11 protein-coding genes and 1 pseudogene are annotated in these 12,668 nt (G+C 66.0%); 2 read left to right on the forward strand and 10 right to left on the reverse strand.

What is annotated here, in order from left to right; translation table 11 throughout:
• Positions 1-441: 441 nt before the first annotated feature.
• Both ccoG and IF10I1_RS11100 read right to left on the reverse strand, forming a co-directional pair.
• A complete protein-coding gene (gene ccoG / locus IF10I1_RS11095; RefSeq protein ID WP_186415313.1) occupies positions 442-1,941 on the reverse strand; it encodes a cytochrome c oxidase accessory protein CcoG in 1,500 nt (499 codons plus the stop codon).
• Positions 1,938-2,183, reverse strand: coding sequence for a DUF2249 domain-containing protein (locus IF10I1_RS11100; protein WP_122521648.1), 246 nt, complete (start codon positions 2,181-2,183; stop codon positions 1,938-1,940). Before IF10I1_RS11100 ends, ccoG begins: the two co-directional genes overlap by 4 nt.
• 113 nt (positions 2,184-2,296) lie before the next feature.
• Between IF10I1_RS11100 and IF10I1_RS11105 the strand changes: the two genes are divergently transcribed.
• The gene (locus IF10I1_RS11105; RefSeq protein WP_186415314.1) at positions 2,297-3,475 is read left to right on the forward strand and encodes an NnrS family protein; all 1,179 of its coding nucleotides are present in this window, start codon (positions 2,297-2,299) and stop codon (positions 3,473-3,475) included.
• On the opposite strand, the gene IF10I1_RS11110 is transcribed toward IF10I1_RS11105, so the two are convergent.
• Genes IF10I1_RS11110 through IF10I1_RS11140 form a run of 7 tightly spaced genes read right to left on the reverse strand, consistent with a single transcriptional unit; the run spans position 3,456 to position 10,551 of the window.
• Positions 3,456-5,096 carry an FGGY family pentulose kinase gene (locus IF10I1_RS11110; RefSeq protein ID WP_186424500.1) on the reverse strand — a complete coding sequence of 547 codons (1,641 nt, stop codon included), beginning with the start codon at positions 5,094-5,096 and terminating at the stop codon, positions 3,456-3,458. The genes IF10I1_RS11105 and IF10I1_RS11110 overlap by 20 nt on opposite strands.
• Positions 5,089-5,796, reverse strand: a complete 708-nt coding sequence (locus IF10I1_RS11115; RefSeq protein WP_186424501.1) for an HAD family phosphatase — start codon at positions 5,794-5,796, stop codon at positions 5,089-5,091. Before IF10I1_RS11115 ends, IF10I1_RS11110 begins: the two co-directional genes overlap by 8 nt.
• A 6-nt stretch (positions 5,797-5,802) precedes the next feature.
• The gene (locus IF10I1_RS11120; protein WP_186424502.1) at positions 5,803-7,299 is read right to left on the reverse strand and encodes a mannitol dehydrogenase family protein; all 1,497 of its coding nucleotides are present in this window, start codon (positions 7,297-7,299) and stop codon (positions 5,803-5,805) included.
• A 49-nt stretch (positions 7,300-7,348) separates the two neighbouring features.
• A complete protein-coding gene (locus IF10I1_RS11125) occupies positions 7,349-8,125 on the reverse strand; it encodes an L-iditol 2-dehydrogenase (protein ID WP_186424503.1) in 777 nt (258 codons plus the stop codon).
• Entirely contained in the window at positions 8,122-9,120 is a 999-nt protein-coding gene (locus IF10I1_RS11130) for an ABC transporter ATP-binding protein (RefSeq protein ID WP_186424504.1), read from the reverse strand. Before IF10I1_RS11130 ends, IF10I1_RS11125 begins: the two co-directional genes overlap by 4 nt.
• 12 nt (positions 9,121-9,132) lie before the next feature.
• Positions 9,133-9,957 carry a carbohydrate ABC transporter permease gene (locus IF10I1_RS11135; RefSeq protein ID WP_186392319.1) on the reverse strand — a complete coding sequence of 275 codons (825 nt, stop codon included), beginning with the start codon at positions 9,955-9,957 and terminating at the stop codon, positions 9,133-9,135.
• 12 nt (positions 9,958-9,969) lie between these two features.
• Complete coding sequence (locus IF10I1_RS11140) at positions 9,970-10,551, reverse strand: carbohydrate ABC transporter permease (RefSeq protein ID WP_371341220.1); 582 nt, start codon at positions 10,549-10,551, stop codon at positions 9,970-9,972.
• Here IF10I1_RS11140 and IF10I1_RS23150 point away from each other — a divergent pair.
• Positions 10,527-10,598 (forward strand): annotated as a pseudogene (locus tag IF10I1_RS23150) (hypothetical protein); the annotation flags it as partial. The gene IF10I1_RS11140 and the pseudogene IF10I1_RS23150 overlap by 25 nt on opposite strands.
• 722 nt (positions 10,599-11,320) lie before the next feature.
• Here IF10I1_RS23150 and IF10I1_RS11145 read toward each other — a convergent pair.
• Positions 11,321-12,634, reverse strand: a complete 1,314-nt coding sequence (locus IF10I1_RS11145) for a sugar ABC transporter substrate-binding protein (protein ID WP_186392321.1) — start codon at positions 12,632-12,634, stop codon at positions 11,321-11,323.
• Between the last annotated feature and the right edge of the window lie 34 nt (positions 12,635-12,668).

Here is a 12,668-nt window from a genome sequence, read left to right on the forward strand (position 1 = left end):
ACGGCGGCAGTTGGTGTTGACCCGGCACAGCCTATCTGTCCCCCTCCCCCTTGAGGGGCTGCTGCATGCACACATCGTGTTTGAAGCCAGAGACGGTTTGGGGAAAGCCAGCAGTCTGGTTACTCTGGCACAGCTTTTCCGCCCCCCTCCCCCTCGTGGGGAGGGGTTAGGGGTGGGGGGAAAGCCTTTCCGGCTGGCAGGGTGTCCAATGATTTCAGACAGCTGCTCCTCGTTAGGCCTTTTCAGGTATCTAACTGTCTTTCATATAGTTTTCGGCTCAGAGCCCCCCACCCCTTACCCCTCCCCACGAGGGGGAGGGGGGCGGAGAGGACTTGCCACAGATCAGATGCATCACTGCGGGCGATGTCCGGACCTGATGTGTGGTAACCCTCAAGGGGGAGAGGAACTGGAGCCTGACTGGCTGTGCGTTGCAAACCCTTCTCACGGCAGGAAGAACCGGCTCTGCGTTGCCGCTTCCTCGCCGCTCGTCAGGTTCTGCAGGGTGAAGCGGATGTCTCCGGCAAGCCCTGGCCCTGCGGTCAGCGTCACCCGCAGCTTGCGGCTGCCATCGGCGGCAAGGTCGACGGCGAGGCTGCCGTCCTCATCCGGCTCAAGTCCGGGGGAGGCGAGGGTGAGCGGGGCAGTGCCCGTGGCTGACAGGCGGATGAGTGCCGGTTCGCCCGTGGTGTTGGTGATGCGCAGCTCATAGGCATTGCGGATCTGGCCATCGCTGAGCTGCACGGCGGCGGGGGTGCGCTCGTGGATGACGGCAAGGGCCAGCGTGGCGCGCTCTGACAGGTGGATGGCCATGCCGGCGGCCAGTGCCAGCGCGGCCAGCGCAATGGCCAGCACCTTGGGCCGCAGCAGGCGCACGGGCAAACGCTCCTTGCCCTGCATTTCCCGCTCGATGTTGGTCCAGCTCTCGTAATCGATCAGCCCGCGCAGCCGGTCGAGGCGGAACATGGTGCTGTCGCAGGCATCCACGCACAGGCCGCAGTTGATGCAGGCAATGCTCGGCCCCTGGCGGATGTCGATGCCCATGGGGCAGACGGCGACGCAGGCATTGCAATCGACGCAATCGCCCGCCGGAAGGCCCATGTCCCGGGCGGTGACGGCCTTCTTGGCCGACATGCGCGGCTCGCCCCGCTGCGGGCGGTAGTTCACCGTCAGCGCCTGCGCATCCCAGATCGCCCCTTGCAGGCGGGGCCAGGGGCACATGAAGGTGCAGACCTTTTCCCGCGCAAGGCCCGCCAGCGCATAGGTGGTGAAGGTCAGCGTCAGAACCATGCTGTAGGCGAGCAGCGGTGCGTCGCCTGCCGCAAGACTGCGCAGCAGGGTTGGGGCATCGGCGAAATAAAGCACGAAGGCGCCGCCCGTGGCCGCCGCAATGCCCAGCCAGACCATGTGCTTGGCCGTCTTGCGCCAAAGCCTCGAAAGGGTGAGCGGCTGCTTCAGCGCCTGCATCTGCTGGCGGCGGTCACCCTCGAACTTGCGTTCCACCAGCAGGAAGAGATCCGTCCAGATGGTCTGCGGGCAGAAGAAGCCGCACCAGACCCGCCCGGCCAGCGCATTCATCAGCACCAGAACGAGGGTTGCCAGCACCAGAAGGCCGGTGAGGTAATAAAGCTCCTGCGCCCGGATTTCGATGAAGAACACGTAGAAGCGCAGATTGGCGAGATCAAACAGAACGGCCTGATCCGGCTGGCCGGCCCCGCGCCCCCAGCGCAGGAAGGGCAGCACGTAATAGACCGCAAGGCACAAGACCAGCAGCCGCCATTTCAGCGTGCGGAACTTGCCCGTCACCGCCTGCGGAATGACGCGGGTGCCATTTGCTGCGGGAAGGCCCTGCGGCCGGGGCGGCCTTGCTGGGATTGGCTTTGCAGAGATGGGTTTGCCCGTTACGGGCTTTCCCGTTACAGGGGGAATGATCTGATAGGTCATGGCCTGCCGATCCGCACCCGCCAGATCTGCGGGCCGCTTTCCAGAGTGTCCCATGTGAAGCCCGCGACGGACCGCTGGGCGAACTGCGCCTTGAGGGGCGAGGGGTCGCGGTCGTTGACGAGATCGAAGAAGCCGCCGGGCTGCAGGGCGTCGAAGGTTTCGCACACAAGCGCACGGCGGATGACGCAGGGCAGGCCGCAGACATCGATGGCGGGGATGGTCTCGAACTGCGGAACGGTCATGCGGGCCTCCGGACATTGTCTTGCAGGATCAGGCAGATCCTGACAGGGCCGGGGCGCTGCTTCTTTGTGCGGGCACAAACTCGGGAGGCGCGGGCGCCGCTAAAGTCCGGCGCATGTCCCGTGACGTTGCGCCGCCTTCTCCCGAACTCACGCCCGCTTCTGCACCCCTGCTGCCGTGCCAGCCGCTGTTTCTGCTGGCCGGTCTCTGGGCGGCGCTCGTGCCGCTGGTCTGGCTGCTTCCGGCCGGATGGCTGCCGGAGCGCGGGATCTGGCATGCGCGCGAGCTTCTTCTGGGCATGGCAGGGGCAGCGGCCGGCGGCTATCTGCTGACGTCCCTGCCCGCCTGGACACAGGGGCAGCTGGCCCCGCTCCGCGTGACAGCGGGTGCCGTGTTCCTGTGGTGTCTGGCGCGGGGGGCGGCGGGCCTGGAGCTGATGGCCGTTCTGCCCGCAGGCGGCCGGATCGCGGGCCTTGCCAATGCGCTTTACTTTCTGTTCGTCGCCATGGCTGTGGCGGTGCCGCTGGCCCGTGCCGGAGTGGCGGGCCGAGGCTGGATTGCGGCGGGGCTGATGGTCGCGGCTGCGGCAGGTGCGGGCCTGTCCGGCTTCGGGCACGGGCCTGCCGCCGTCCTGATGCTGCCCTTCACCCTGCTGCTGGCCCATGTGGGCGGCAGGGCGGTGCCTGCCTTCACGGGCGTCTGGCTGTCGCGGATATCCGCCGCCGCTGCCCCGCCCCGGCCGCTCGCACCGGTTCCCCTGCTGCCCGTCATCGCTGCCGCCGGCCTGCTCGAATGGTCCGGCTGGCTGGTGGCGGCCGGCTGGCTGTGGCTCGCCGCGGCGGGGCTCGTGCTGGTGCGCCTGCTGTCCTGGAAGACCTTCAGAACCTTCCGCTATCCGGCGCTCTTCTGGCTGCACATTGCCTATGCTTGGCTCCCGGCCGCCTTCCTGCTTCAGGCTCTGGCCATCTGGCAACCGGAGCTGAGTGATCCGGCTTCCGCCCGCCATGCCCTGACGATGGGCGCCATGGGCGGCATGATGATGGCGGTGATGCTGCGCCCGGCAATGCGGCGGCATGATAGGCGCCTGCTCATGACACCGCTGATGACCGCCGCCCTGATGCTGGTGCAGATCTCGGCGCTGCTGCGGGTTCTGGCTGCGGGCATCGCGTTTGACGGGGCGGTGAAAGGGGCCGCGCTCGCCTGGGTCCTCGGCTGGGCCTGCTTCACCTGCGCCTTCTGGCCCGCCATCACCGGCCCCGTCCCCCGCCCGGCCTTCAGCGCGCGGCGGGAGTGAAGCTGGAAGAGGCTGCGCTGGTTCCGTCAGGTTGCTGCAGCATGATCGCGGTGAGTTCTGCGCGGTGGCGGATCATGGTGGTGTGGAGGGCCTTGTCGCGGTGGAGCGCGGCGGCGGCTTCCGGCTGCGGGGTGAAGATCCGCATGGCAAAGCGCATCACCTCTCCTGCCTCATGGACAGACGGGAAGGCCCCGGCGGCGACGGCGGCATGCAGGGCGGTGCCGAGCAGCACCGCATCGCAGTTCGCCGGAACATGCACGCTTGCGCCCGTGGCATCGGCATGGAGCTGGGCCAGCAGCGCGTGCCCGGCAAAGCCGCCGCCGAGCAGAAGGCGCTCCGGCCTGCCTGCGTCAGCGGGTTGATGGTCGAGAATATGGCTGATGCCGCAGGCCAGTGCGACGCAGCTGCGCCAGTAAAGCCGCAGCAGGCCCTCTTCCGAGGCGTCCAGATCCAGTCCCGAGAGGCTGGCCGTCAGGCGCGGATCGGAGACGGGCGAGCGGGTGCCGTGGATATCCGGCAGCACGGTGATGGGCAGGCCGAAATCCCGGCCTTGGCTTTGCAGCCGCGCGCCGATGGCATCCAGAATGGCCCGGTGCCGCGCCTGCGAGGGCTCGCCGCCGCCGGGATGTGTTTTCAGCACATGGTCGAGAAAGGCACCGGAGGCGGACTGTCCCGCTTCCAGCAGATACAGCCCCGGAATGGCCGCACCTTCGAAGCCGCCCCAGCAGCCGGGGCCGGAAACGGGCGCCTGCGTCAGCCGGATGATGCAGCTGGATGTGCCCGCGATGAAGGCCGCTTCCTGCGCAAGCGGCGCTGGCTCGCGCTCCCCGGCGGCAAACAGGCCGAGGGCGCCCGCATAGGCATCGATCAGCCCCGGCGCCACGAGGCAGGCGGTGGTGAGCCCGAGGGCTTGCGCTGCTTCCGCCGAGAGATGGCCCACCGGCTGGTGGATGGGCTGCGACTGCGGCGGCAGGCCTGCGCGCGCCATCAGATCCTCAAGGCCCGCCTTTGCCAGAAACCCAAGCGGCGGCGCGCCGGGCGCTTCCGGCGTATAGCCCCATTTGGAGGCCATGGGCGAATGGCTGCGGGCGGTGGCGCCTGTGGCCCGCCAGGTCAGGTAATCGGCAAGATCGAAGATGAGACCGGCCCGGCGCCAGATCTCCGGCAGGTGCCGCTTCAGCCAGAGCAGCTTGGGGATCTGCATTTCCACCGAAAGCCTGCCGCCGAAACGGGCCAGCAGCGGATCTTCGATGGCGTTGCACTGGTCCGTTTCCGCGATGGCGCGGTGGTCCATCCACAGAATGGTGTCGCGGGTGGCCGTGCCCGTGGTGGAGATGGAAAGCGGCCGGCCCTGTGTGTCCCGCACCACCAGCGAGCAGGTGGCGTCAAAGCCGATGGCGAGAATATCTGCGCCCGCAAGACCGGCTTCGTTCAAGGCAGCGCGGACCGCGCGGCAGACGGCGGACCAGATCTCCCCGCTGTCCTGCTCCATGTGCCGGGCCTGCGGTGTGTACAGCGACACCGGCACAACGCAGCGGGCGAGTTGCTGGCCGCGAAGATCGAACACACCGGCACGCGCGCTCCCCGTACCAACGTCCACGGCCAAGATGTGGTCAGGCATCCGTTATGTCTTCCGGTCTCCTCGCTGGGAGCACAAACTGAAGCAATTCCCACATGCCGTCAAACCGTGCATCGGGCTCAAGCTCCTTCAGCGCGGCGGTGTAGGAGAGGTGGCGGGTGTGCGCGCCGCCGGTGAAGGCAATCACGCCCATGCCCGCAGCCTGCGCGGCCATGATCCCGGCGGGGCTGTCCTCGATGACCAGACAGGCAGCGGGCTCCACGCCCATGGCCGCCGCTGCGTACAGGAAGAGATCCGGCGCGGGCTTGCCGTTCTCAACCATGGTGGCGCTGAAGATATGCGGCGCCAGCCCGCCGAGGAGGCCGGTGAGGGAGAGCGAGAACTCGATGCGCTCGCGCTGGCTGGACGAGGCGACACAGCAGGCAATGCCACTGTCCTGCAGGGCTCCGATCAGCGCCGCCACCCCGGCGATGGGCTGAAGCTCCTGCCGGAAGCGCTCATACAGAACCTCGCGCATGCGGTTGAGGAACGGCGGATCGATCTCCACCCCGAATTCGGCGGCGACGGTTTCGCTCAGCGAGCCAAGGCTGCGGCCCAGAAACCGGCGGGCGGCGCCATCCGCATCAAGGCGGATGCCCTTTTCCGCAAGGGCCCCGATCAGCACGTCGAGCGCAATGGCCTCGCTGTCGACAAGCACGCCGTCGCAATCGAAAATCACCAGCCGGATCTGCTGCGTGGTCATGGATAGTCAGCTCGCAAGGGTTCCATTCAGATAGCGCCGCAACGTATCTGCCGTGCCATGCGCCCGCAAGCTGGCCAGCGCCTCGCCAAAGCGCTGGCGGAAGCGGCTGTCCGCGCCTACGGGCCCGAAGATATCGGCAAGGCCGGTGAAGGCGTCCGGATTGGTACGCGAGGCAAGGGCTGCGGCATGCAGCCGGTCTGCGGCCGGGTCGTTGAAGGCGATGGCTGCACCGCTGTCGCTGACGCCCTCGAAATAGCGGCACCACAGGGCAGAGACGAGGGCAAGGCCCTGCACATCAAGCCCTTGTGCCAGACGGTCCGCCGTCGAGGGCAGGATGAATTTCGGCTGCCGGTTCGATCCGTCCTGCGCGAGGCGCGGGATGGTGTCTCCGATCTTGGGGTTCGAGAAGCGGCTCTCGATCAGCGCAAAATAATCCTCAAGGCGGGTGTCCGGCACGGGCGGCACCACGGGGATGATTTCCTCATGCTCCAGCTTGGCAAGGAAGCTGCGGATCAGCGGGTTTTCCATCGCCTCATGGACGAAATGGATGTCCATCAGCGCCGCCGGATAGGCAATCGCCGCGTGGCCGCCGTTGAGGATCCTGAGCTTCATCAGCTCGTAAGGCGCCACATCGGGCACGAAGGTGACGCCCGCCCGCTCCAGCGCCGGGCGGCCCAGCGGGAACCTGTCCTCCAGCACCCATTGCTTGAAGCCCTCGCAGAACACCGGCCAGCCGTCTTCGATACCGTAGGCCTCCGCCGTCATGCGGATTTCCCGCTCGCCCGTGGCCGGGGTGATGCGGTCCACCATGGAATTGGGGAAGGCGACATTGGCGTGGATCCAGTCCGCAAAAGCCGGATCGGAGAGGCGCGCCAGCCCGCAGACGGTGGCCTCCGTCACCTCGCCATTGCCGGGGATGTTGTCGCAGCACATGACGGTGAAAGGGGGAATGCCCGCCGCCCGCCGCGCCTTCAACCCGGCGATGATCAGCCCGAACACGGTCTGCGGATGCTCCGGGTCCTTTGCGTCGGCGATGATGGCCGGATGGGCGGCATCGAACGTCCCCGTGGCCGGGTCGATGAAATAGCCCCCTTCGGTGATCGTCATGGAGACGATGCGGATCTGCGGGGAGGCGAGTGTGTCCATGATGCGGGCAAAATCCGGCGCGGTGATCATGTCCAGCATCGGTCCGGTGACGGTGGCGCCGGAGCGGTCCGCATCCTGCTCGACCACGGTGGTGAGGAAATCCTGCCCCTTCAGCACCTCGTGCATGCGCCGGTCGGAGGGCATGACCCCGGCGCCGATGATGCCCCAGCCGAGATCCCGGCCCAGATCCCGGCCCGTGTTGAACAGCTCGTGCAGATAAACCGCCATATGGGCGCGGTGAAAGTTGCCGGTGCCGAAATGCAGGATGCCGGGCGTGAGGTCTTTGCGGCGGTAGGCGGGCAGGGCGGCCCGGCCCTTGAGGCTGGCGAGCGTTGCGAGCGAGAGCTTCGTCGTCATGAGTGCAGTCCTTGACTGGCGGGGGAGGGGCGGGAGGGCCATGCGGCCCTCAGCTCATCCAGTTGCCGCCGTCCACATTGTAGGTCTGGGCGAGGATGTAGGCGGCCTCGGGCGAGGCGAGGAACACCGCCATGCCGGTCAGGTCTTCCGCCCGGCCCATGCGGCCGAAGGGCACGGCCTCGCCCACCAGCTTCTTCTTCTCGCCAAGCGGCCGGTTCTCGTATTTCGCAAACAGGGCATCCACCCCGTCCCAGTGCTCGCCATCGACGACACCGGGGGCGATGGCATTGACGTTGATGCCGTGCTTGATGAGGTCGAGCCCGGCCGATTGCGTCAGCGAGATGATCGCGGCCTTGGTGGCGCAATAGACGGCGACCAGCGGCTCGCCGCGCCGTCCGGCCTGGCTGGCCATGTTGATGATCCTGCCGCCCTTGCCGCGCGCAATCATCGACTTCGCGGCGGCCTGCAGCATGAACAGCGTGCCGGCCACGTTGATTGCGAAAAGCCGGTCATAGCTTTCCCGCGTGATCTCCGTGATGGGGGCCAGATCGAACAGGGCAGCGTTGTTGATGAGGATATCCAGCCCGCCCTGCCGCTCCTCGACCTTGCGCACGGCGGCATCGATCGAGGCCTGATCGGTGACATCCAGCTTCACCGCATAGGCGGCGCTGCCGATTTCCGCTGCGGTTTCGGTGGCGCGGAGAAAGTCGATGTCGGCAATGGCGACGGTTGCGCCCTCGCGCACATAGGCCTCGGCAAAGGCCCGGCCGATGCCCCGCGCCGATCCGGTGATCAGGGCGGACTTGCCCTCCAGTCTGCCGCTCATTGGGCCTGTCCCTTGTCATTGAACCTGTGCAGGCGGGTGAGATCCGGCGTCACGTAGACGGTGTCGCCATGGCGGACGGGGAACTCGCCGCCGGTGCGGGTGGTGATGGTGCCCGCGCCCTCCACCTCCACATGCAGGAAGGTGTCGGAGCCCAGATGCTCGGCCACGGTGACCTTGCCCTGCCACAGCCCGCTGTCGAGCGAGAGGGTGACATGCTCGGGCCGGATGCCGATGGTGTGTGCCCCATGCTCAGCGGCGGTGGGGCCGCTGATCAGGTTCATCTTCGGCGAGCCGATGAAGCCGGCGACGAAGAGATTGGCGGGGGTGCGGTACAGCTCCAGCGGCGAGCCCACCTGTTCGATGCGGCCCTTGTTCAGCACCACGATCTTGTCGGCCATGGTCATGGCCTCCACCTGGTCGTGGGTGACATAGATCGAGGTGGCCTTCAGCTTCTGGTGCAGCTCGGTGATTTCCAGCCGCATGGCAACGCGCAGCGCCGCATCGAGGTTCGACAGCGGCTCGTCAAACAGGAAGCAGCGCGGATTGCGCACGATGGCGCGGCCAATGGCGACGCGCTGGCGCTGGCCGCCGGAGAGCTGACCGGGACGGCGCTCCAGATAATCGGTGAGGTTGAGGATGCGCGCGGCTTCCTCCACCTTGCGCTTGATTTCCGCCGGATCGGCTTTCGCCATTTTCAGCGGAAAGCCGATGTTGGAGCGCACGCTCATGTGCGGATAGAGCGCGTAGGACTGGAACACCATCGCCAGGCCGCGCTGCGCGGGCGGGGTGCGGGTCTGGTCCTTGCCGTCGATGAGGATGCGCCCGCCGGAGGCATCCTCGAGCCCTGCGATCAGCCGCAGCAGCGTGGACTTGCCGCAGCCGGAGGGGCCGACGAAGACCACGAACTCGCCATCGTTGATCTCAAGGTCGATCCCCGGAATGACGGCATGTTCGCCGAAGGACTTGGAAAGCTGTTCGAGTTTGATGCTGCCCATCAGCGGGGTTCCTTACTTGACGGCGCCAAAGGTGAGACCGCGCACGAGCTGCTTCTGGCTGAACCAGCCGAGGATCACGATCGGCGCGATGGCCATGGTCGAGGCGGCGGAAAGCTTTGCCCAGAACAGGCCCTGCGGACTGGAGAAGGAGGCGATGAAGGCCGTGAGCGGCGCCGCATTGGCCGTGGTCAGCCGGATCGTCCAGAAGGCTTCGTTCCAGGCCAGGATGATGTTGAGCAGCAGCGTCGAGGCGATGCCCGGCAGGGCCATGGGCGTGAGCACATGCACGATCTCGTTGAAGAGCGAGGCCCCGTCCATGCGCGCCGCCTCCAGGATTTCGCCCGGGATCTCGCGGAAATAGGTGTAGAGCATCCAGATGACGATCGGCAGGTTGATCAGCGTCAGCATCACGGTGAGGCCGGTGCGCGTGTCGAGCAGGCCGAAGTCGCGGAATATCAGGTAGATCGGCACCAGCACGGCGACGGCCGGCATCATCTTGGTGGAGAGCATCCACATCAGGATGTCCTTGGTGCGCTTCGTCGGCGAAAACGCCATGGCCCATGCGGCGGGAATGCCGACGAGAAGCGCCAGCACCGTGGAGCCCACGGCCAGCACCACCGAATTGAGGAAGGGCTTGATGTAGTCGCGCTGGGTCTGCACCGTGACATAGTTCTCCAGCGTGAAGCTGGGGATCAGGCTGAAGCCGCGGATGGCCTCGGTCTCGGTCTTCAGGCTGGTGATCAGCGTGTAGAGGATGGGGAAGAAGATCACGAGTGCCACCGTCCAGGCGATGAGCGTGACCGTGATCTTGCGGCGGGTGCTGGTGGTGCGGGCCATGTGCGTGTCTCCTTACCGGTCCAGGTTCTTGCCGGCGGCGCGCATCAGGAAGATGGCGACGATATTGGCGAGGATGACGGCGGTGATGCCTCCTGCTGATGCGCCGCCCACGTCATAGCCAAGCAGCGCCGTGCGGTAGATCAGGAAGGCAAGGTTGGTCGAGGCATAGCCGGGCCCGCCATTGGTGGTGACGAGGATCTCGGCATAGACACCGAGCAGGAAGATCGTCTCGATCAGGATCACCACGGTGATGGCGCGGGCCAGATGCGGCAGCGTCAGATAGATGAACTGGTTGAAGGCATTCGCCCCGTCCATCTCCGCCGCTTCCTTCTGCTCCACATCCAGCGACTGCAGCGCGGTGAGCAGGATCAGCGTTGCAAAGGGCAGCCACTGCCAGGCGACGATGATGATGATCGACAGCAGCGGATATTGTGCAAACCAGTCCACCGGATTGAGCCCCAGCGCCCGGTTGATATCCGCCAGCACGCCGTAGCCCGGATGCATGATCATGTTCTTCCACACCAGCGCGGCCACCGGCGGCATGACGAAGAAGGGCGAGATCACCAGAATGCGGACAATGCCCTGTCCGAACATGGGCTGATCCAGCAGTAGTGCCAGCAGCAGGCCGCCCACGATGGTGATGAGCAGCGCGCCGCCGACGATCAGCAGCGTGTTCCAGACCGACTGGAAGAAGGCCGCATCCGTGTAGAAATAGCGGTAGTTGAACAGCCCGGCGAAGCTGACATTGGCCGGGTTCAGCAGATTGTAGTTCTGGAACGAGAACCACAGCGTCATCGTGAGCGGCACGATCATCCAGATCAGTAGCAGCCCGACGGAGGGTGCCATCATCAGACGTGCCAGTGTGCGTGTGTTCTGAGTAGCCATGATGAAATCTTGCCCTGATGAGCGCTGCGCCAGAGGCCGCAAGGACCCGGGGAGCCCGCCCGGACCCCTCATGAGAGGCCCGGACGGAGGGAGTGGACGATGGGGACTGAGCCTGTCTTGTTAAGCTCTGCCGCCAGTGTTTCTTGACGTCTGCAAGGAGGACGTAAGCTCCCTCCTTTCGCCGCAGCGCCCCCTCTCCCCTTTGAGGGGGCTACCGTATGCACACATCGTGTTTGAAGCCGGAGACAGCTTGGGGAAAGCCTGAAGTCTGGTCACTCAGGTACGGTCTTTCAGCCCCCCTCCCCACGAGGGGGAGGGGGGCGGAGAGGTTCTGCCGGAAAGCAGATGCATCGTTGCGGGCGGTGTCCGGACCTGATGTGTGAATCCGGTGGCCTCAAGGGGGAGGGGGACTGAAAGGCCGTGCCGTAAACCTGAGGCCTCACTGCGGTCACGTGGCAGAAACCCCTCCGCCCGCCGCTTACTTGATGTAGCCGCCGCGGGTCATTTCGCGGACGGTCATGGTCTGGGCCTGGGCGAGCGCGTCATCGACGGACATCTGGCCGGCGAGTGCTGCCGAGAAGAGCTGGCCGACCGAGGTGCCGAGGCTCTGGAACTCGGGAATGGCCACGAACTGCACGCCCACATAAGGCACCGGCTTGACGGTGGGGTTCTTCGGGTCGGCGGCGTTGATGGAGTCCAGCGTCATCTTCGCAAAGGGCGCTGCGGCCTGGTACCCGGCATTTTCATAAAGCGAGGTGCGGGTGCCGGGGGGAACGTTGGCCCAGCCTTCCTTCGAAGCGACAAGCTCCAGATAGGCCTTGCCGGTTGCCCAGGCGATGAACTTTTCCGCCGCTTCCGCCTTCTGCGTGCCGGCCGGGATGGCGAGGTTCCACGCCCAGAGCCAGTTGCCGCGCTTGCCGAGGCCCGTGTCGGGCGCCAGGGCAAAGCCCACCTGTTCGGCAACGGTGGAGTCCTGCGGGTTCGTCACGAAGGAGGCGGCGACGGTGGCGTCGATCCACATGCCGCATTTGCCCTGCTGGAACAGCGCCAGGTTCTCGTTGAAGCCGTTGGAGGAGGCGCCCTGCGGACCGGCGTCATTCATCAGCTTCACATAGAAGTCGAGGGTGTTCTTCCATTCCGGCTGATCGAACTGCGGCTGCCAGTTCTCGTCAAACCAGCGGGCACCGAAGGCGTTGGACGTGGCCGTCAGGAAGGCCATGTTCTCGCCCCAGCCCGCCTTGCCGCGCAGGCAGATGCCGTTGATGCCATTGGCCCGGTCGGTCATCTTGCGCGCCGCATCGGCGATGAAGTCCCAGGTGGGGGCGTCCGGCATGGTCAGCCCGGCCTTTTCCATCAGGTCCTTGCGGTACATGACGAAAGAGCTCTCGCCATAGAAGGGTGCGGCATAGAGTTTGCCGTCCTCGCCGGTCAGGCCCGAGCGGATGGCCGGCAAGAGATCGTCCACGTCATAGTCCGCGCCAAGGTTCTCCAGCGGCAGCAGCCAGCCCTGCTTCGTCCAGATCGGCACCTCATAGGTGCCGATGGTCATGATGTCATACTGGCCGCCCCGGGTGGCGATGTCGGTGGTGACACGCTCGCGCAGGACATTCTCCTCCAGCGTCACCCACTGGACCTGAATGTCCGGATTCTGCGCCGTGAATTCGGAGGTGAGGCCCTGCATGCGGATCATGTCGCCGTTGTTGACCGTCGCAATCGTCAGGGTTTCGGCCGAGGCCATGCCGGCAAGGGCCAGCAGCGAGCCCGCGCCCAGCAGAATCGTCTTCAAGTGCATGTCTTCCTCCCAGAAGAAAATGAGCATTCGCCTT

The sequence above is a fragment of the Pannonibacter sp. I15F10I1 genome (genome assembly GCF_900185665.1).
In the GTDB taxonomy this organism is placed as follows: Bacteria; Pseudomonadota; Alphaproteobacteria; order Rhizobiales; family Stappiaceae; genus Pannonibacter; species Pannonibacter indicus.